Origin of the sequence: Streptomyces sp. NPDC021212 (assembly GCF_044332925.1) — a bacterium.
Taxonomy (GTDB): domain Bacteria; phylum Actinomycetota; class Actinomycetes; order Streptomycetales; family Streptomycetaceae; genus Streptomyces.
Window position 1 is genome coordinate 350,130 of record NZ_JBIRPZ010000011.1, and the last position, 18,808, is coordinate 368,937.

At 70.8% G+C, this 18,808-nt stretch carries 22 protein-coding genes and 1 riboswitch; of the genes, 12 read left to right on the forward strand and 10 right to left on the reverse strand.

Annotated features, from left to right (window positions below):
* Window positions 1–72: 72 nt before the first annotated feature.
* The 5 genes from ACH4SI_RS29570 to ACH4SI_RS29590 all read right to left on the reverse strand — a co-directional run bounded on the left by ACH4SI_RS29570 (window position 73) and on the right by ACH4SI_RS29590 (window position 4,594).
* Window positions 73–1,047, reverse strand: coding sequence for a hypothetical protein (locus ACH4SI_RS29570; RefSeq protein ID WP_398300879.1), 975 nt, complete (start codon window positions 1,045–1,047; stop codon window positions 73–75).
* 39 nt (window positions 1,048–1,086) lie between these two features.
* Window positions 1,087–2,004 (reverse strand): methylenetetrahydrofolate reductase [NAD(P)H], encoded by a 918-nt coding sequence (gene metF, locus ACH4SI_RS29575; protein ID WP_398300881.1) that lies wholly within the window; start codon window positions 2,002–2,004, stop codon window positions 1,087–1,089.
* 95 nt (window positions 2,005–2,099) lie between these two features.
* Window positions 2,100–2,774, reverse strand: a complete 675-nt coding sequence (gene thiE, locus ACH4SI_RS29580) for a thiamine phosphate synthase (RefSeq protein ID WP_398300883.1) — start codon at window positions 2,772–2,774, stop codon at window positions 2,100–2,102.
* 98 nt (window positions 2,775–2,872) lie between these two features.
* Window positions 2,873–3,238: an Rv2175c family DNA-binding protein gene (locus ACH4SI_RS29585; RefSeq protein ID WP_398300885.1), complete on the reverse strand. Its 366-nt coding sequence runs from the start codon at window positions 3,236–3,238 to the stop codon at window positions 2,873–2,875.
* A gap of 123 nt (window positions 3,239–3,361) precedes the next feature.
* Window positions 3,362–4,594, reverse strand: a complete 1,233-nt coding sequence (locus tag ACH4SI_RS29590; protein ID WP_398300962.1) for an NAD(P)/FAD-dependent oxidoreductase — start codon at window positions 4,592–4,594, stop codon at window positions 3,362–3,364.
* Window positions 4,595–4,799: 205 nt separating this feature from the next.
* Window positions 4,800–4,913, forward strand: a riboswitch (TPP riboswitch).
* On the opposite strand from ACH4SI_RS29590, the gene thiO reads away from it, so the two are divergent.
* The 8 genes from thiO (at window position 4,912) to ACH4SI_RS29630 (ending at window position 12,645) form a co-directional block, all read left to right on the forward strand.
* Window positions 4,912–6,147, forward strand: coding sequence for a glycine oxidase ThiO (gene thiO, locus ACH4SI_RS29595; RefSeq protein ID WP_398300887.1), 1,236 nt, complete (start codon window positions 4,912–4,914; stop codon window positions 6,145–6,147). Its footprint overlaps the riboswitch before it by 2 nt.
* Window positions 6,144–6,344 (forward strand): sulfur carrier protein ThiS, encoded by a 201-nt coding sequence (thiS, locus tag ACH4SI_RS29600; protein ID WP_123106968.1) that lies wholly within the window; start codon window positions 6,144–6,146, stop codon window positions 6,342–6,344. The genes thiO and thiS overlap by 4 nt, the downstream gene beginning before the upstream one ends.
* A gap of 5 nt (window positions 6,345–6,349) precedes the next feature.
* Entirely contained in the window at window positions 6,350–7,195 is an 846-nt protein-coding gene (locus ACH4SI_RS29605) for a thiazole synthase (RefSeq protein WP_398300890.1), read from the forward strand.
* Between the two features lie 63 nt (window positions 7,196–7,258).
* Window positions 7,259–7,717 carry an SRPBCC domain-containing protein gene (locus tag ACH4SI_RS29610; RefSeq protein WP_398300892.1) on the forward strand — a complete coding sequence of 153 codons (459 nt, stop codon included), beginning with the start codon at window positions 7,259–7,261 and terminating at the stop codon, window positions 7,715–7,717.
* Between the two features lie 87 nt (window positions 7,718–7,804).
* On the forward strand, window positions 7,805–9,721 hold the full coding sequence (gene pknB / locus ACH4SI_RS29615; protein WP_398300894.1) for a Stk1 family PASTA domain-containing Ser/Thr kinase: 1,917 nt from the start codon (window positions 7,805–7,807) through the stop codon (window positions 9,719–9,721).
* A gap of 172 nt (window positions 9,722–9,893) precedes the next feature.
* Entirely contained in the window at window positions 9,894–11,120 is a 1,227-nt protein-coding gene (locus ACH4SI_RS29620; protein ID WP_398300896.1) for a cytochrome P450, read from the forward strand.
* Between the two features lie 42 nt (window positions 11,121–11,162).
* Window positions 11,163–12,041 carry a deoxyribonuclease IV gene (locus tag ACH4SI_RS29625; protein WP_398300898.1) on the forward strand — a complete coding sequence of 293 codons (879 nt, stop codon included), beginning with the start codon at window positions 11,163–11,165 and terminating at the stop codon, window positions 12,039–12,041.
* Window positions 12,042–12,132: 91 nt separating this feature from the next.
* On the forward strand, window positions 12,133–12,645 hold the full coding sequence (locus ACH4SI_RS29630; protein WP_398300900.1) for a DUF4396 domain-containing protein: 513 nt from the start codon (window positions 12,133–12,135) through the stop codon (window positions 12,643–12,645).
* 12 nt (window positions 12,646–12,657) lie between these two features.
* On the opposite strand, the gene ACH4SI_RS29635 is transcribed toward ACH4SI_RS29630, so the two are convergent.
* Window positions 12,658–13,101: a MarR family winged helix-turn-helix transcriptional regulator gene (locus ACH4SI_RS29635; RefSeq protein WP_398300902.1), complete on the reverse strand. Its 444-nt coding sequence runs from the start codon at window positions 13,099–13,101 to the stop codon at window positions 12,658–12,660.
* Between the two features lie 102 nt (window positions 13,102–13,203).
* Here ACH4SI_RS29635 and ACH4SI_RS29640 point away from each other — a divergent pair, with 102 nt between their 5' ends.
* Window positions 13,204–13,722 carry a phenolic acid decarboxylase gene (locus ACH4SI_RS29640; RefSeq protein ID WP_398300904.1) on the forward strand — a complete coding sequence of 173 codons (519 nt, stop codon included), beginning with the start codon at window positions 13,204–13,206 and terminating at the stop codon, window positions 13,720–13,722.
* Window positions 13,723–13,753: 31 nt separating this feature from the next.
* Here ACH4SI_RS29640 and ACH4SI_RS29645 read toward each other — a convergent pair whose 3' ends face one another.
* The gene (locus ACH4SI_RS29645; protein ID WP_398300909.1) at window positions 13,754–14,377 is read right to left on the reverse strand and encodes a sulfite oxidase-like oxidoreductase; all 624 of its coding nucleotides are present in this window, start codon (window positions 14,375–14,377) and stop codon (window positions 13,754–13,756) included.
* A 159-nt stretch (window positions 14,378–14,536) separates the two neighbouring features.
* Between ACH4SI_RS29645 and bfr the strand changes: the two genes are divergently transcribed.
* Entirely contained in the window at window positions 14,537–15,016 is a 480-nt protein-coding gene (gene bfr / locus ACH4SI_RS29650; protein ID WP_398300911.1) for a bacterioferritin, read from the forward strand.
* A gap of 13 nt (window positions 15,017–15,029) precedes the next feature.
* Here bfr and ACH4SI_RS29655 read toward each other — a convergent pair whose 3' ends face one another.
* The 3 genes from ACH4SI_RS29655 to ACH4SI_RS29665 all read right to left on the reverse strand — a co-directional run bounded on the left by ACH4SI_RS29655 (window position 15,030) and on the right by ACH4SI_RS29665 (window position 17,216).
* The gene (locus ACH4SI_RS29655) at window positions 15,030–15,275 is read right to left on the reverse strand and encodes a bacterioferritin-associated ferredoxin (RefSeq protein WP_398300913.1); all 246 of its coding nucleotides are present in this window, start codon (window positions 15,273–15,275) and stop codon (window positions 15,030–15,032) included.
* A gap of 121 nt (window positions 15,276–15,396) precedes the next feature.
* A complete protein-coding gene (locus ACH4SI_RS29660; protein WP_398300915.1) occupies window positions 15,397–16,746 on the reverse strand; it encodes a class II 3-deoxy-7-phosphoheptulonate synthase in 1,350 nt (449 codons plus the stop codon).
* A gap of 65 nt (window positions 16,747–16,811) precedes the next feature.
* On the reverse strand, window positions 16,812–17,216 hold the full coding sequence (locus ACH4SI_RS29665; protein WP_398300917.1) for an ATP-binding protein: 405 nt from the start codon (window positions 17,214–17,216) through the stop codon (window positions 16,812–16,814).
* A gap of 112 nt (window positions 17,217–17,328) precedes the next feature.
* Between ACH4SI_RS29665 and ACH4SI_RS29670 the strand changes: the two genes are divergently transcribed.
* A complete protein-coding gene (locus tag ACH4SI_RS29670) occupies window positions 17,329–18,114 on the forward strand; it encodes a helix-turn-helix domain-containing protein (protein WP_398300919.1) in 786 nt (261 codons plus the stop codon).
* Window positions 18,098–18,283, forward strand: a complete 186-nt coding sequence (locus tag ACH4SI_RS29675; RefSeq protein WP_398300921.1) for a DUF397 domain-containing protein — start codon at window positions 18,098–18,100, stop codon at window positions 18,281–18,283. Before ACH4SI_RS29670 ends, ACH4SI_RS29675 begins: the two co-directional genes overlap by 17 nt.
* The last annotated feature ends 525 nt before the right edge of the window (window positions 18,284–18,808 follow it).

An 18,808-nucleotide genomic window follows, 5' to 3' on the forward strand; every position in this document is an offset into this window, starting at 1 on the left:
CGGACCCGCCCGCCGCCGGACCCCGCCCTCGGTCAGAACCCGCCCGCGTCAGAGCCCGCGTCGGAACGCGCGTCAGAAGCGGTACTGCTCGTCGTATCCCTGCTGGAAGCCCTGCTGCTGGTACGGGTACGGCGGCTGGTCCTGCTGGCCGGGCGGGGTGTCGCCCTCGCGCTGCTGCGGGACCCAGGGGCCGCCCGGCTCCATCGCGTCGGCGCCCGGGGCGTACTGCTGCTGCGGCGAGTCGTACGAGGCGTCCGCCGCGTAGTGGTCCCCGCCGTACCCACCGGCGGCGTACGGGTCCTGCTGGTAGCCCGCGTACGGATCGGCGTACTGCGCTTGCGCGTACGCCTGCTGGTCGTACTGCTGCTGGTCGTAGGAAGCGGCGTACGGGTCCTGGTGGTAGGCCGCGTACGCCTGGTCCTGGTAGCCGTACTGCCCGGCGTCCGCGTACCCGTCCTGGCCCTGACCGCCCTGGCCGTAGCCCACGTCACCGTAGCCCTGACCCGGAACGCCCTGGCCGTCCTGCGAGGCGTACCCGGCGTACGTCTCGTACGGGCTGTACCCGGCGTTCGGGTCCGTGTAGGCGCCGGAGGCGGGGGTGAACGGGGACGGCTCCTCGTAGACGCCGTACTCGCTGGTGTCGTCCGGCATCGGCTCCGGCCGGTAGGTGGGCGGCTCCGGCCGCGAGACCGGGACGTCCTCCAGGTCCGACACCTGGAGCATCGGCTCGGGCTCCGGATCGTCCGGCGCCGGGCCGCGCTCGCGTCCGCGGCCCAGCCCCGGCAGCCCGGGTACGCCGTCCAGCGCCCAGCCCCTCTCGAAGCCTTGGCGGAAGGAGAGCGTGACGTAGGTCTGGCCGATCGCGAAGGCGATCGCGCCGATCGCGATCACCACCACCGAGGGGATCAGCACCCCGACGACGACGCCCAGAAAGCCGACGAAGGCAAGCAGCCGCCAGCGCAGCCGCGCCTTGTACTGCAGCAGTACCTCTCCCAAGAGCCACAGCGCCACGACGCCGAAAGCGATGTAGAGGACCGTCCAGCCCATGCCCGCCCCTCTCAGTGCGGCTGCCCGTCGGCCGCCGTATCAGGACCGCTGGTGCAGTCCCAGATTCTTGTAGATTTCCAGCGTCGCCGTGGAGTGGTTCAGGGTAATGAAGTGAAGCCCGGGGATCTCCTCGGCCATCAACCGCGCGCACAGCTCCGTCGCGTAGTCGATCCCGATCGAGCGTACAGCCGCCGCGTCGTCCTTGACCGCCAGGATGCGTTCGGCCAGCTCCGGCGGGAAGGCGGCGTTGCTGAGCTGCGCGAACCTCTCGATCTGCCTGACGTTTGTGACCGGCATGATCTCAGGGATGATCGGCGTCGTACAGCCCGAGGCCGCGACCCGGTCGCGCAGCCGCAGATAGTCCTCCGGGTAGAAGAACATCTGCGTGATCGCGAAGTCGGCGCCCGCGCGGCACTTGTCGACGAAGTGACGGATGTCGGTGTCCCAGTCCGTCGAGCGCGGATGCATCTCGGGGAAGGCGGCGACGCCGACGCAGAAGTCTCCCGCCTCCTTGATCATGCGGACCAGCTCGGCGGCGTAGGTGATGCCCTCGGGGTGTCTGACCCACTCCGCCATCGGGTCGCCGGGCGGGTCGCCACGCAGGGCGAGCATGTTCCGGATCCCGGCACCGGCGTACTGGCCGATGATGTTGCGCAAGTCGGCGAGGGAGTGGTTGACCGCGGTCAGGTGGGCGACGGGGGTGAGGGTGGTTTCGGTCGCTATGCGCTCGGTGGCACGGACGGTGCCCTCACGGGAGGAGCCGCCGGCGCCGTACGTCACGGAGACGAAGGTCGGTGAGACTGCCTCCAGCCGGCGGATGGCGTTCCACAGCGTGTGCTCGCCCTTGTCCGTTTTGGGGGCGAAGAATTCAAAGGAATACGACTGCTCACCCGAAGCGAGCAGGTCACGCACGGTAAGGGCTCGATCAGTCCTGGTGGAAGCGGTACCTAGGGCCATAACCGGAAGGTTAGCCAGCCGGGTGGCCGACGCCCACCCGGCGACGTGGTTATGGGGGTTTTGCCGGGCTCCTGTCCGCAATGCGGACAGGATGATCACGCCGGGCCCGGATCCGACACGTTCTGGCCATCTGCCGCTCGTACACGCTTCGCCAGGGATTCCGCTGCCGCCGCCGGATCCGCGGCCTCGGTGATGGCCCGCACCACGACGACCCGGCGCGCTCCCGCCTCCAGCACCTCGTCCAGGTTCGACGCGTCGATGCCGCCGATCGCGAACCAGGGCCGGCCGGGGCGCCGGGCGGCCGCGTGACGGACCAGGGAGAGGCCGGGGGCGTGGCGGCCCGGCTTGGTGGGGGTGGGCCAGCAGGGGCCGGTGCAGAAGTAGTCCACGCCGGGCTCGGCGAGGGCCGCGTCGACCTCGGCCTCCGCGTGGGTGGAGCGCCCGATCACCGGGCCGTCGCCGAGGATGGCGCGCGCCGCCGGGACCGGCAGGTCGCCCTGGCCCAGGTGGAGCACGCCGGCACCGGCGGCGTGGGCGACGTCCGCCCGGTCGTTGACGGCGAGCAGCTTGCCGTGGCGGCGGCAGGCGTCGGCGAAGACGGCGAGGTGGTCCAGCTCCTCGGCGGCCTCCATGCCCTTCTCCCGCAGCTGGACGATGTCCACACCGGCCGCCAGCACGGCGTCCAGGAACTCCGGCAGGTCGCCCTGGCGCTTGCGCGCGTCGGTGCACAGGTAGAGGCGGGCGTCGGCCAGCTGCTCGCGTGCGGTCATGGGTGGCTTTCCCCCCGGGGTCGTGCGGCGCACGGGCCGGGGGTGCCTTGGGCCCCGGCCCGCACGCCAGGTGGTGGTTCGGGAATCGGCGGGCGGCGTCAGACGGCGAGCGCCTGCGCGCGCCGCTTCACTTCCGTGCCGCGATTCTCGCGCAGCGCCTGGGCCGGGGTGCCCGGCAGGCTCGGATCAGGAGTGAAGAGCCACTCCAGCATCTCCTCGTCACTGAAGCCGTCGTCCTTGAGCAGTGTCAAGGTCCCCACGAGGCCCTTGACGACCTTTCCGTCACCGATGAAGTCCTCGGGCACCTGGAGCACCCGGTTCTCGCCACGGCGCACCGCGATCAGCTGGCCCTCCTTGACCAGCTGCCTCACGCGCGTCACCTCGACGCCGAGCCGGTCGGCGATGTCGGGGAGAGTGAGCCAGGCGGGGACGAGAGCATCGATCTTTGCGTCAATCTCGGTCACAGGACAAGCCTGCCATCTGGGACTGACAGTGGGTAGCCGGGCGTCGGCCGTGCGGACCGCCGGGTGCGGGGCCCGCCGGTCCCGCCGGGCCCCGCACCCCTGCTCAGCGGGGGTACCGGAGGGTCACAGAACGGCCGACTTCAGCGGCACCGACGGATCCGTGGCCCGGGTCCGGTCCAGCCGCGCGCCGCGTTCGATCAGCTTGCGGCCCTGGGCCAGATCGCGCGGACGGCCGACGGCCAGCAGGGCGACCAGCGCCCCGTCCCGCAGCCAGCACACCGACCAGGCGGCGCCGTCCGGGTCGCCCCGCCAGACCAGTTCGTCGGCGTCCGAGTGGTGTCCGGCGTACTGCACGAACCGCCCGAACTGCTCGGACCAGAAGTAGGGCACCGGGTCGTAGACCTGGCCGGGGAAGTGCGCGGTCCGGCTGCCCACCACATTGGCGGCGACCGTCCGCGGCCCCTGGAGCGCGTTGTCCCAGTGGTGCACCAGCAGCCGGGTCCCGTAGCGGGCGGAGGGGAAGGACGCGCAGTCGCCGACCGCGTACACGTCCGGCACCGAGGTGCGCAGTCCCTCGTCGGCGACGACGGACCGGTCCTCGGCGAGTGCGACGCCCGAACCGGCCAGCCAGCCGGTCGCGGGCCGGGCGCCGATGCCGATGACGACCGCACCGGCCCGCAGCCGGGTGCCGTCGCCGAGCTGCAGTCCGTGCCGGTCGAGCGCGGTCACCCGGGCGCCGGTGACCAGGGTGGCGCCGTAGTCCGCGTACCAGCCGGTCATGTGGGCGGCGACCTCCGCCGGGAGGGCGCCCGCCAGCGGCCGGTCCGCGGCCTCGACGACCGTCACCGCGCAGCCCGCCTCGCGGGCCGCGGTCGCGAACTCCGCGCCGATCCAGCCCGCCCCGACCACCACGATCTCCTGCTGCGCGGCGAGCACCGGGCGCAGCCGTTCGGCGTCGTCCAGCGTGCGCAGGAGGTGGACGCCCGGTACGCCCTCGCTGCCAGGCAGGGCGATCGGCTCGGCGCCGGTGGCGATCACCAGGACGTCGTACGGGATCGGCCCGGACCCGGTCCCGACCGTCCGCCCGGCCGTGTCCAGCCCGGTCACGGGGACGCCGAGCCGCAGCTCGATGCCGAGCGCTGCGAAGTCCACGTCCAACGCGGACCCTTCGGCCTTGCCCAGCAGCACGGCCTTGGACAGCGGCGGCCGGTCGTACGGCTGATGGGGCTCGGCGCCCAGCAGCAGGATCTCCCCGGTCCAGCCCTGCTCCCGCAGCGCGACGGCGGTCTGCACCCCCGCCATGCCCGCGCCGACGATCACCACCCGCTGTCCACCGCCACCCGCCGAGGACGCCATCGTCTTCGTCGTCTCATCGCTCACACGATCACTGTATTGCGGCAGGTGGGGCGGACCGGAGAGCGCACGACGAGATCTCGGGCACAGCCCGACGGGCCGACCGGCGGGCCGCGGGGGACCGCCGGGCGTGCCGTACGGCCTGTGCCCGGCCCGGCCCGGGGCGCTCCCTTCCGGGCGATTCGGGGCGCGTACTAGGGTGGCGGGACAGAGCACTCGCGGGAGCCCGGGCGCACCGGGCTGAGAGGGAGGCTGGCGCGGCCTCCGACCGTACGAACCTGATCCGGGTCATGCCGGCGAAGGGAGGGGGCGACCAGCCCATGCACACACCACCACACACACCACGCGCAGCATCCCCAGGCGACGCGCCGTACGACGTCCTCGTCATCGGCGGCGGCATCATCGGCCTGGTCACGGCCTGGCGGGCGGCCCAGCGGGGCCTGCGCACCGCCGTCGTCGACCCGGCGCCCGGCGGCGGGGCCGCGCAGGTCGCGGCCGGGATGCTGGCGGCCGTCACCGAGCTGCACTACGGCGAGCAGACCCTGCTCGGGCTGAACCTGGCCTCGGCGCGCCGCTATCCGTCGTTCGTGGCGGAGCTGGAGCAGGCGAGCGGCCATGACCTGGGCTTCCGCACCTGCGGCACGCTCTCCGTCGCGCTCGACGCGGATGACCGCGCCCATCTGCGCGAGCTGCACGCCTTCCAGCAGCGGCTCGGGCTGGACGCGCAGTGGCTGACGGGGCGCGAATGCCGGCGCCTGGAGCCGATGCTCGCGCCGGGCGTACGCGGCGGCCTGCGCGTCGATGGCGACCACCAGATCGACCCGCGGCGGCTGGCGGCGGCGCTGCTGGCGGCGTGCGAGCGCGCCGGGGTGGTCCTCCACCGCGCCCGCGCGGAGCGGCTGCTGCTGGACGGCGACCGCGCCGCCGGGGCCGAGCTGGCCGACGATGCGCGCACGCGGCTGGCGGCCGGGCAGACCGTGCTGGCCGCGGGCAGCCTCAGCGGGCGGCTCCCGGGCGTCCCCGAGGAGGTCCTGCCGCCCGTACGTCCCGTCAAGGGCCAGGTCCTGCGGCTGTCGGTGCCCGGCCCGTACGCGCCCTTCCTGTCCCGGACCGTGCGGGCCGTGGTGCGCGGCGGGCACGTCTACCTCGTCCCGCGCGAGAACGGCGAGCTGGTCGTCGGCGCGACCACGGAGGAGCTGGGCTGGGACACCACGGTCACCGCGGGCGGGGTGTACGAGCTGCTGCGCGACGCGCACGAGCTGGTGCCCGGCATCACCGAACTGCCGCTCGTCGAGACCCGCGCCGGGCTGCGCCCCGGCTCCCCCGACAACGCCCCGCTGCTCGGCCCGACCGAGCTGCCGGGCCTCCAGCTGGCCACCGGCCACTACCGCAACGGCGTCCTGCTCACCCCGATCACCGGCGATGTCATGGCCGAGGCGCTGACGAGCGGCGAACTCCCGCCCGAGGCGCGGCCGTTCTCCCCGCGGCGCTTCGCGGGGACCACGCCACTCACCACAGCAGCACAGGCAGCGTCGATACAGGAGCACACCGCATGACCGTCACTGTGAACGGCGAGCCCCGCGAGCTGCCCGACGGCACCACCCTCGACGGGGTCGTCGCGACCCTCACCCAGGCGCCCTCGGGCGTCGCCGCGGCCGTCAACGAGACGGTCGTCCCGCGCGGCCAGTGGCCCGCGACCCCGCTCGGCGACGGCGATCGCGTCGAGGTCCTCACCGCGGTCCAAGGAGGCTGAACCCCATGTCTCACGCCACAACGTCGCAGCCGACCACACTGGATCAGGTCCTCACCGACGCCGATCCGCTCACCATCGCCGGTACGACCTTCGGCTCCCGCCTGATCATGGGCACCGGCGGCGCGCCCAGCCTGGACGTCATGGAGCGCTCGCTGATCGCCTCCGGCACCGAGCTGACCACGGTCGCGATGCGCCGCCTGGACCCCACGGTGCAGGGCTCGGTGCTGTCCGTACTGAACCGGCACGGCATCCGCCCCCTCCCCAACACCGCGGGCTGCTTCACCGCCGGGGAGGCCGTGCTGACCGCCCGGCTCGCCCGCGAGGCGCTGGGCACGGACTGGGTGAAGCTGGAGGTCGTCGCCGACGAACGCACCCTGCTCCCCGACCCCATCGAGACGCTGGACGCCGCCGAGACCCTGGTGGACGACGGCTTCACGGTCCTGCCGTACACCAACGACGATCCGGTGCTGGCCCGGAAGCTGGAGGAGGTCGGCTGCGCCGCGATCATGCCGCTGGGCTCGCCGATCGGCTCCGGCCTCGGCATCCGCAACCCGCACAATTTCCAGCTGATCACCGAGCGCGCCGGGGTCCCCGTGATCCTCGACGCGGGCGCGGGCACGGCGTCCGACGCCGCGCTGGCAATGGAGCTGGGCTGCGCGGCGGTCATGCTGGCCTCTGCCGTGACGCGGGCCCAGGAGCCGGTGCTGATGGCCGGGGCGATGCGGCACGCGGTCGCCGCGGGGCGGCTCGCGCACCGGGCCGGCCGCATCCCCCGCCGCCACTTCGCCGAGGCGTCGTCCCCGGCCGAGGGCCTGGCCGCCCTCGACCCGGAGCGGCCCGCGTTCGCGTAACGGATGAAGTTCGCGTAACGGACGAAAACGGACCGGCATACCGTGGAAGCGGAGGTGGTCGCCGTGACCGTGACCGTGGCCGACCGGATCGAGCGTGAGATGTACATCGCCGCCCCCGCCGACCGCGTCTGGCGGGTGCTGACCACGCCGGAGCACATCCGCACCTGGTACGCCCCCGGCGGCTGCGAGATCGATCCGCGCCCCGGCGGCACCCTCCGCTTCCGCTGGGACGAGTACGGGGAGTTCCACGGCCGGGTCGAGCGGGCGGTGCCCGACGTCCTGTTCCGCTTCCGGCTGGCCCACGCCCCCGACCGCGCCCCGCTCTCCCCCGGCCAGTCCACCGTGGTCGAGTTCACGCTCTCCCCGGAGGGGGCGGGGACCCGCCTCCGCCTCGCCGAGACCGGCATCCGCGCGCTCGACCTCCCCGACGAGGCCAAGGCCAAGCACGCCGAGTACGCCGCCCTGGCCTGGACCTCCGCGTGTGAGGAGCTGGCCGCCCTGGCCGCCGCCTCGCACAACTGAGACCGAGGTCACCGTTCTGTCGCAGTCCGTACCGGACATGTGGGCACCGGACCAACGCGCCCCTGACGACTCGTAGACTGCGTTCTCGTGGATACGACGCTCCAGGACCCCCTTGTCGGGCAGGTGCTCGACGGCCGCTACCGCGTCGAGGCGCGCATCGCCGTGGGCGGGATGGCGACGGTCTACCGGGCCGTCGACACCCGGCTCGACCGCGTCCTCGCCCTGAAGGTGATGCACCAGAGCCTCGCCTCGGACGCCGCCTTCGTGGACCGCTTCATCCGCGAGGCCAAGTCCGTCGCCAGACTCGCGCACGCCAACGTGGTCGGCGTCTACGACCAGGGCACCGACGGCGCGCACGTCTACCTGGCCATGGAGTACGTCGCCGGGTGCACCCTGCGCGACGTCCTGCGCGAGCGCGGCGCCCTCCAGCCCCGCGCCGCCCTGGACATCCTGGAACCGGTCCTGGCCGCCCTCGGCGCCGCCCACCGCGCGGGCTTCGTCCACCGCGACATGAAGCCGGAGAACGTCCTGATCGGCGACGACGGCCGGGTCAAGGTCGCCGACTTCGGCCTGGTCAGGGCCGTGGACACCAACACCAGCGCCTCCACGGGATCCGTCCTGGGCACCGTGTCCTACCTCGCGCCCGAGCAGATCGAGCACGGTACGGCCGACACCCGCGCCGACGTCTACGCGTGCGGCGTGGTCCTGTACGAGATGCTCACCGGCTCCAAGCCGCACGGCGGCTCGACCCCCGCGCAGGTCCTCTACCAGCATCTGCACGAGGACGTACCGCCCCCGTCCGCCGCCGCGCCCGAGGTCGCGCCGGGGCTGGACGCGCTGGTCGCCTCCGCCACCGCCCGCGATGTGGCGCTCCGCCCCGACGACGCCGTCGCGCTCCTCGGCCAGGTCCGTACGGCGCGCGCCGCCCTCACCGACGCCCAGCTGGACGCCATACCGCCGCAGGCCCACGAGGAGGCGCTCGGCGACGGCTCCGAGGACCGTACGTCGGTGATCCCGCGCCCGGCCGCTTCCCCTCAGCAGGACGAGCTGCACCACACCAGCCGCCTGGAACTCCCCCCGGACCCGCCCCAGCCGCGGCAGCGCCGCCATCTGCCGCGCCGCGGCGTGGTGACGATCGTCGCCGCCGTGCTGCTGGCCCTCGGCATCGGCGCCGGGGTCTGGTACATCAGCGCCGGGCAGTTCACCAACGTCCCGTCCGTGCTGAAGATGACCCAGCCGGACGCGGAGAAGAAGCTGCGCGACGCCGGTCTGGACGTCAAGGTCGTCCAGGACTACAGCGATGTCGTGGACAAGAACAAGGTCATCAGCTCCAAGCCCGGCGTCGGCGAGCGCATCCGCTCCACCGGCACCGTCACCATCCACGTGTCCCAGGGGCCGCCGCGGGCCGAGGTGCCCAATGTCGTGGGCCGGCCGCTCACCGAGGCCAAGCAGAAGATCGCCGACGCGGGGCTGAAGGTGGGCACCGTGACCCGCAAGTTCAGCGACGAGACTCCGCAGAACTCGGTGCTCCGCACCACCCCCGGCCCGGATGCCGTCCGCCGACCCGACACGCCCGTCGACATCGTGGTCAGCATGGGCGAGAGCATCGACATCCCGGATGTCATCGGCGACGACCCGTCCGATGCCCGGTCCGAGCTGAGCGACGCGGGCTTCAAGGTCAAGATCGCCGAGGGCGGGGTGTTCTCGGACGAGGACAAGGGCACGATCGCCGAGCAGTCCCCGAAGGAGGGATCCAAGGGCGCCAAGGGCGACACGGTGACCCTCACCCTCTCCAAGGGCCGGCAGATGATCGAGGTCCCGGATGTCACGGGCGACAACATCGACGACGCGAAGCAGCAGCTGGAAGACCTGGGCTTCACGGTGAACGTCGACAAGCCGCTGCTGTTCCCGGGCGACACGATCAAGGACCAGTCGGTGTCCGGCGGCGACAAGGCGCCGAAGGGGAGCGAGATCACGATCACGGTGAAGGGCGGCGTCTTCTAGCGCCGGCGGTGTTTGTTCCCCACCCCGCCCCTCCCCGATCCGTGGCTGCGCCCCGGGGCTGGGAGGTGCCCCTTCGGGGCTGGGGTCGCCGTGGCCGGGATCAGAGCCGTGTCAGTCGTTTGTCAGGCCCATCGGGGAATGTGACCACAACGACCGCCACGGAAGGATTCCGATGAGTCGAACGGTTCCCATCCCGCAGGGCCTCCCCCTGGAGCGCGACGCGGGCCCCTTCGACCCGCCCCGCCGGATCACCCGGCTGCGCGAGGCCCGCCCCGTCAGCCCCATGATCTTCCCCGACGGTCATGAGGGCTGGCTCGTCACCGGCTACGACGCGGTCCGCCGGCTCATGGCCGACACCCGGTTCAGCTCCCGCCGGGACATGAGCATTCCTCACGTGCCGTACGAGATCACCGGCATGCCCGTCCTCACCGAGCCGATCCCGCAGCAGCCGGGCCTGTTCATCTCCATGGACCCGCCGGACCACACCCGGCTGCGGCGCAAGCTCACCGGCGCCTTCACCGTCAAGCGCATGAAATTACTCGAAGAGCACATCGTCGAGATCACCGAGCGGCAACTGGACGAGCTGGCGCGCCTGACCCCGCCGGTCGACCTGGTCAAGGAGTTCGCGCTGCCGGTGCCCTCGCTGGTGATCTGCGAAATGCTCGGTGTCCCCTACGCGGACCGGGACACCTTCCAGGTCAACTCCGCCAAGATCATGGTCAAGGACCAGACGCTCGAGAAGAAGATGGCCGCGTTCGGCGCGATGACCGCGTACCTGTCCGAACTGGTCACGCGCAAGCGCGCCGAACCCGGCGAGGACCTGCTGTCCGACCTGGCCCGCGATGACGACCTCAGCATCGAGGAGCTGACCGGCGCCGCCTTCCTGCTGCTGCTCGCGGGTCACGAGACCACCGCCAACATGCTGGGTCTCGGCACCTTCGCGCTCCTGGAGCACCCAGAGCAGCTGGCCGAACTGCGCGCCGACCCGGATCTGCTCCCCGACGCCGTCGAGGAACTCCTGCGCTACCTGTCCGTTGCCGACATCTTCTACCGCTACGCCACGGAGGACATCGAACTCGGCGGGGAAACAATCCGTAAGGGTTCGACCGTCGTTGTCTCTCTCCTGGCCGCCAACCACGACCCCCGGCGCTTCGACAACCCCGGCACCCTGGACATCCACCGCAAGGCCCGCGGCCACCTGTCCTTCGGCCACGGCGTCCACCAATGCCTCGGCCAGCAACTGGCCCGCATCGAGATGCGCGCCGGTATCGGCGGACTGCTGCGCCGCTTCCCGGCCCTCGCGCTCGCCGTCCCCGCCGACGAGGTGAGGCTCAGGACCGACATGAACATCTACGGCGTCCACGAACTCCCGGTCACCTGGACGGAGACGCCCCGGTAACCGGCGCTTCGGAGGGCCCTGGCGGGCTGGGATGCTGGAGGAGTGAGTACGAATCGCAGCCGCAACCCCATCGGCGGCCACATCCGCGTCGCCGGTGGCCTCGCCACCACCGGCCTCCCGCACGCGCAGGACATCGGCGCCGAAACCGTGCAGGTCTTCGTCGCCAATCCGCGCGGCTGGGCCACCCCGCCCGGCACCCCGGCCCAGGACGAGGCGTTCCGGGCCGCGTGTGCCGAGCAGTCCGTACCGGTGTATATCCACGCCCCGTACCTGATCAACTTCGGTTCCCACACCGAGGCCACCGCCGACCGCTCCGTCGATTCGCTGCGGCATTCGCTCCGCCGGGGCCGGGAGATCGGGGCGCTGGGGGTCGTCGTGCACACCGGTTCGGCGACCGGCGGGCGGGCGCGGAAGACGGCGATGGCGCAGGTGCGGGAGCGGATGCTGCCGCTGCTGGACGAGCTGACGCGGGACGACGACCCGCCGCTCCTCCTGGAGCCGACGGCGGGGCAGGGCACGTCCCTGTGCGCGCTGGTCGAGGATCTCGGCCCGTACTTCGAGGCGCTGGACCGGCACCCGAAGCTCGGCGTCTGCCTCGACACCTGCCATGTGTTCGCGGCGGGCCACGACCTGGCCGCCCCCGGCGGGATGAAGCAGACGCTGGACGAGCTGGTAAACGTCACCGGCACGGGGCGGCTGAAGCTGATCCACGCGAACGACTCCAAGGACGTGGTCGGCGCGCACAAGGACCGGCACGCGAACATCGGCGCCGGGCACATCGGTGAGGAGCCGTTCCGGGAGCTGTTCACGCATCCGGCGACGCAGGGCGTGCCGCTGGTGATCGAGACGCCGGGCGGGACCGACGGGACCGAGGGGCACGCGGCGGACATCGCCCGGCTCAAGGCGCTGCGGGATGGCTGAACAACACCATTGAGGAATACCCCCTAGGGGTATAGGGTTCCTTCCATCGAAAGGATCGCTACTACCCCCTGGGGCGTCCGAAATGGATCGCATGGAGCACGACACGCACCACACGCACGGCGAGCACGGCACACACGGCGCACACGGCGCCGGTCACGGGGGCCACGGGCCCGCCACCTGGCGCATGGCCGCCCAGGCCACCCTGCACTGCCTCACCGGCTGCGCCATCGGCGAGATCCTGGGCATGGCCATTGGCACGGCCCTCGCCTGGCACAACGTCCCGACCATGATCCTGGCGATCGTGCTCGCCTTCACCTTCGGCTACGCGCTCACGATGCGCGGCGTCCTCCGTGCCGGACTCGACCTGCGGAGCGCGCTACGCGTCGCACTGGCGGCGGACACCGTGTCCATCATCGTCATGGAGCTGGCGGACAACGGAACGATCCTGCTGTTCCCGGGCGCGATGGACGCGACCCTCTCCGACGCCCTGTTCTGGCTGAGCCTGGCCCTCTCCTTCGTGGTCGCCTTCACGCTGACCACCCCGGTCAACAAGTGGATGATCGGGAGGGGAAAGGGCCACGCGGTGGTGCACCAGTACCACTGAGAACCGACCCACTCAGCCCTCGCCCGGAGTCTCCGCCTCCAGCGCGGCGAGCAGATCGTCGAGCGCGGGCAGTGCCCGCTCCAGCGCCTCGCGACTCGCCGGGGTGAGGCCGTCCAGCGCCCGGCGCAGGGCGGCCGCGCTGGTGCGGTCGTAGGCGTCGAGCATGTCCAGCGCCTTCGGTGAGGCGGCGAGCCTGACGGTGCGCAGGTCGACGGTGGAGGGGGTGCGCTCGACCAGGCCGGCGGCGGCCATCGTACGGACCAGATTGCTGACGGTGGACGGGGCGACCCGCAGCCGCGCCGCGACCTCACGCGGGGTCGCGTCGCCCGCGGCGAGCACCCGCAACAGCTCGATCTGGGCCTCGGGAAGCTCGGGGAGCCCTGCGGTGTGGCGGGTGCGCAGGACGGCCCTGCGCAGGGGGCCGAGGAGTCGGCCGAACTCGGTCGCGGTATCCATGGGCCCATTCTGCCGGGGCTCATAGTTTTGACACAAAACAGTTTTGTTGCAAAATTGAATGGTCGGCCGACCCAAGACCCATCCACCCCGAGGAGGCAGACCATGACCACCGTCGCCAACCCCGTCCCCCCGCAGGACCTCTCCGGGATCGTCGGCCACCGCTTCGTCTACACGTACGCCAACGGCTGGCAGTACGAGATGTACGTGAAGAACGACCACACCATCGACTACCGCATCCACTCCGGCATGGTCGGCGGCCGCTGGGTCAAGGACCAGCACGTCGACCTGGTGCAGCTGGACGACGACAGCTTCAAGATCTCCTGGAACGAGCCCACCGGCACCTCGGTCTCGGTGAACGTCATGCCGCGCAAGCGCCGCCTGCACGGCGTGATCTTCTTCCCGCACTGGGTCGAGGAGCACGGCGAACGCACCGTCTGCTTCCAGAACGACCACCTCGACGCGATGCGCGCCTACCGCGACCAGGGCCCGACGTACCCGGTCTACGTCGTCCCGGAGTTCGCCAGGATCACCCTCTTCGAGCACGTCGGCACGGACGACGAGTCGGTCATCGCGACGGCGCCCGGCGCCCTCCCCGAGGGCTGGTCCGCCCGTACCAATTAGCCCGTCCCGATGAGGCAGAGAGGCGGACTCTCTACAGCTCGGGGCCGTCGCCCGGCTCCTCCTGGTACGTATAGCGCTGCTCGCGCCAGGGGTCGCCGATGTTGTGGTAGCCGCGCTCTTCCCAGAAGCCACGCCGGTCCGCGGTCATGTATTCGACACCGCGGACCCACTTCGGGCCCTTCCAGGCGTACAGATGCGGGACGATCAGCCGCAGCGGGAACCCGTGCTCGGCGGTCAGCAGCTCGCCGTCCTTGTGGGTGGCGAACATGGTCGCCTCGGTCATGAAGTCCGCCAGCCGCAAATTCGAGCTGAATCCGTACTCCGCCCACACCATGACGTGCGTGACGCCGGGCGCCGGCGGCGCGAGCTTGATGATCTCGCTCGCCGCGACGCCGCCCCATTCCGCGCCCAGCATGGAGAACTTGGTGACGCAGTGCAGATCGGCGACGACCGTGGAGTAGGGCAGAGCGGAGAACTCTTCATGCGTCCAGCAGTGCTTCTCCCCGTCCGCGGTCGCGCCGAAGACACGGAACTCCCAGCGGTCCGGCCGGAATTTCGGGACCGGCCCGTAGTGCGTAACCGGCCATCCGCGCTGCAGTCGCTGACCAGGAGGCAGCTGCGCAAGCTCTCCCTCACGGTACTCCGACTGACCCATGGACTCCATGCTCTCACCCCGCCGGGGGTGGTCGGGACCAGGGCGGGCGGCGCCGGGGCAACTCGCACTAAGCGTGCCCTTGCTGGACGCCCCAGCTGCGGCGATGCAACGATGCCGGAACCTGGCATTCCCCCCTTCAGATGGGAAGGAGCCCCTTCGATGCAGGGCGACCCCGAGGTTCTGGAATTCCTCAACGAGCAGCTGACCGGTGAGCTGACGGCCATCAATCAGTATTTTCTGCATTCGAAGATGCAGGACAACTTTGGCTGGACCCGGCTTGCCGCATACACCCGGTCGGAGTCTTTCGATGAGATGAAGCACGCGGAGATGCTCACCGACCGCATCCTGCTTCTCGACGGGCTCCCCAATTATCAGCGGCTCTTCCACGTACGCGTGGGCCAGACGATCACCGAGATGTTCCAGGCCGACCGCCAGGTGGAGGTCGAGGCCATCGACCGCCTCAAGCGCGGCATCGAGCTGATGCGGAACAAGGGCGACATCACCTCGGCCAACATCTTCGAGAGCATCCTCGCCGACGAGGAGGAGCACATCGACTACCTCGACACCCAGCTCCAGCTGATCGAGAAGCTGGGTGAGGCGCTCTACATCGCCCAGCAGATCGAGCAGCCGAGCAGCTGAGCGGCCGGGCGGGCTACGCGGCCTCGGCGGCCTCGACCCCTGTGGCCGCCGCGGCGGCAGACAGCGCGACGGGCTCGAGCGGGGCGTCGCGGCGCGGGCACGCGCCCCGACCCAGCAGCGCCTGGATCTTGCGTACGCAGGAACCGCAGTCCGTGCCCGCCTTGCAGGCACCGGCGATCTGGCGCGGCGTGCACGCGCCCGTGGCGGCGTGCTCGCGCACCTGCTTCTCGGTGATGCCGAAGCATGAGCAGACGTACACGGGCAGACTCTCCAGCGTTGATCAATAAGGTAACCCTAACCTTACCTTCCAAGCCGGAGCCTTACAACGGCGTGGGGCGCGGATCGATGTGATCCGCGCCCCACCTGCGTATGGATGATCTCTACTGGTCCCGGTACATCTCCGCGACCAGGAACGCCAGGTCCAGCGACTGGCTGCGGTTCAGCCGGGGGTCGCAGGCCGTCTCGTAGCGCTGGTGCAGATCGTCGACGAAGATCTCGTCGCCGCCGCCCACGCACTCCGTGACGTCGTCACCGGTCAGCTCCACATGGATGCCGCCCGGGTGGGTGCCCAGCTCCTTGTGGACCTCGAAGAAGCCCTTGACCTCGTCCAGCACATCGTCGAAGCGGCGCGTCTTGTGGCCCGACGCGGCCTCGAAGGTGTTGCCGTGCATCGGGTCGCAGACCCACGCGACCTGCGCGCCGGACGCGGTGACCTTCTCCACCAGGTGCGGCAGCTTGTCGCGGACCTTGTCCGCGCCCATCCGCGTGATGAAGGTGAGGCGGCCCGGCTCGCGGTCCGGGTCGATCTTGTCGATCAGCGTCAGCGCCTCTTCGGGCGTGGTCGTCGGGCCCAGCTTCACGCCGACCGGGTTACGGACCTTCGACGCGAACTCGATGTGCGCCCCGTCCAGCTGCCGGGTGCGCTCGCCGATCCACACCATGTGGCCGGACACGTCGTACAGGTCGCCGGTCCGCGAGTCGGTGCGGGTCATCGCCGACTCGTAGGCCAGGATCAGCGCCTCGTGCGACGAGAAGAACTCGACGGTCTTGAACTCCTCCGGGTCCACCCCGCAGGCGTTCATGAAGTTCATCGCCCGGTCGATCTCGCGCGCCAGCGCCTCGTAGCGCTGCCCCGAAGGGGACGACTTCACGAAGTCCTGGTTCCAGGCGTGCACCTGCCGCAGATCGGCGTAGCCGCCGGTGGTGAAGGCGCGGACCAGGTTCAGCGTGGAGGCCGACGCCTGGTACATCCGCTTCAGCCGCTGCGGATCCGGGATCCGCGCCTTCTCCGTGAACTCGAAACCGTTGACCGAGTCCCCGCGGTACGTGGGCAGGGTCACCCCGTCGCGGGTCTCGGTCGGCTTCGAGCGCGGCTTGCTGTACTGGCCGGCGATCCGCCCGACCTTCACCACCGGGACGGACCCGGCGTAGGTCAGCACGGCGCCCATCTGGAGGAGCGTCTTCAGCTTGTTACGGATGTGGTCGGCGCTCACGCCGTCGAAGGCCTCGGCGCAGTCGCCGCCCTGCAGCAGAAACGCCTCGCCCCGGGCCACGGCCCCCAGGCGGTGCCGCAGCTGGTCGCACTCGCCCGCGAAGACGAGCGGCGGATAGGCCTCGAGCTCAGCGATCACATCGCGCAGAGCCTCTTGGTCCGGCCAGTCAGGCTGCTGCGCCGCGGGAAGGGACTGCCAGGTGTGGCCACCGGCGTGGGATTCAGCGTTCACGGTCACCCGGACTAGGTTACGGGGTCTTCCTCCGTGCCCAGCTCGCCGCCCAAGCTGTGAGACGCCCCGCCTCACGCTTTGAGCTCGAACCACACCTTCTTCCCTGGTCGGCCCTGGTGCCGTTCCACGCCCCACGCGTCCGTGATCAACTCCACCATCGCCAGCCCGCGCCCGTTCTCGTCCCACGGTCCTGCCGCGCGCCGCACGGGTACGACCGGCGAGGCGTCGCCGACCTCGACCCGCAGCTTCCCCTCCTGCGCCAGGAGCAGCACGGTGCAGCTCGCACCGGGCACGTGCTTGATCACGTTCGCCAGCAGCTCGGTCACGGCCAGCCCGGCGGGCTCGGCCAGGTGCGGCATGTCCCACATGGCGAGGAACGTACGGACGATACGGCGGATGTGGCAGGCCGCGTGCGCGGACAGCGTGGTGAAGGTCAGGTGGTAGTGGGGCGGTGGGTACGCAATGTCTTCGTTCACGCCACAAGGGTGGATCCGGACGATTACTGTGGGCTACCTCACGAACACAACGTGCTGGTTGTTGGGGGCCGTCATGCCGAACATCCGAAAGCTGGACCCGACTACGTCTCCGATGCATCACCTTGGCGCGGAGCTGCGCCGATATAGGGAGGCCGCCGGGCTCACGCAGGATCAGTTGGGCGGGAAGGTGTACTGCACGGGCTCGCTGATCGGTCAGTACGAGACGGCGCGGAAGATTCCGACCCGGCGCTTCACGATGCAGTTGGACGACGTGCTGAATACGGGCGGCGCGCTGCTGCGGCTGCTGGAGATGGCGTTGTGCTTTCGGGTACCTCTGCAGGACCAGCAGTACGCGGACCTGGAAGCCGAGGCAGCCCAGGCGTACTTCTTCGAGCCGAACGTGGTGAACGGCTTGCTGCAGACCAAGGACTACGCACGAGCGGTGATCGGCGTGCTCGACAAGGACAGCCTTGACTCCCGGCTGGCGCACCGCATGGACCGACAGCGTGTCCTGCTGCGAGAGAACCCGCTGCTGACGTGGGTGATTCTCGGCGAGGCAGCACTGCACCAAGCGGTCGGCGGCCCAGAGGTGATGTGGAACCAACTGGCCCACCTGTTGACCTTCCGCGACCAGGACTGGGTGAACATCCAGGTGTTGCCCTACTCGGCCGGAGCACATGTCGGCTTCCCGGGCGCGTTCACATTGTTCCGCTTTGAGAAGGGACCGGATCTCGCCTTCAACGAGGACTACGAGGCCGGTTACTTGACCGCAAATCCGCAGGACATCACCGCCCGCACGCTCCGTTACGCTCACCTTCAGGCCGCCGCTCTGTCCATCCAGGACTCGGCAGATCTGATCGCCCACGTAATGGAGGAACGCTATGGATCGCAGCCCTGAGTGGCGCAAGTCCAGCCACAGCAGCGACATAGGCAATTGCGTGGAGGTCGCCGAGATACCCGGCCGGGTCGCCGTCCGCGACTCCAAGAACCCCGACGGTCCCGTCCTGCTCCTCTCCCCCGCCGCCTTCGGCGACTTCGTCGCCGCTGCCGCGAACAGCGAACTCTGATCCCGAAGGCGCGGCTTTCGTCGCGCCTTCGGCGATGGAGCATGGAGGGGGCCCGGGGGGGGGGCCAAGCCGCGCCGTCGCCGCCCAGCCGGTGACATTGAGGCGGCTCACAGACCCCGCCCAGGCCGGAGACCTACGGCCCCGATGTCCGTGAGCCACCTCAACGGGGTTCTCCGACGCCCCTGACGCGCCCGCAGCCCGGCACCGCCCCACGTCACGAGGGCGCGGAGCCGCCACCAAGCCCAGCCCGAGCGAACCGTCCGAAGGCAACGGCGGGCCCCGGCCCCCGGGCGCCCCGGATGCTCCAATCACCGAAACCGGGACGAGCCCGCACCCGGCATCCGGTCAGGGCGCCCACCCACGACGCCCACAGAACACTCCGGGCCGTGGGGGGCGCCCCCCCCCCGCCCCCCCCCCCCCCCCCCCCCCCCCCCAAATGCCCCCCGGGGTAATTGTGTCGGGGTGCCATGAGAGCGGGTAAATGGGGCGGCCGGTGGGGGGGCACAGGTTCGTCGCGGTAATGGG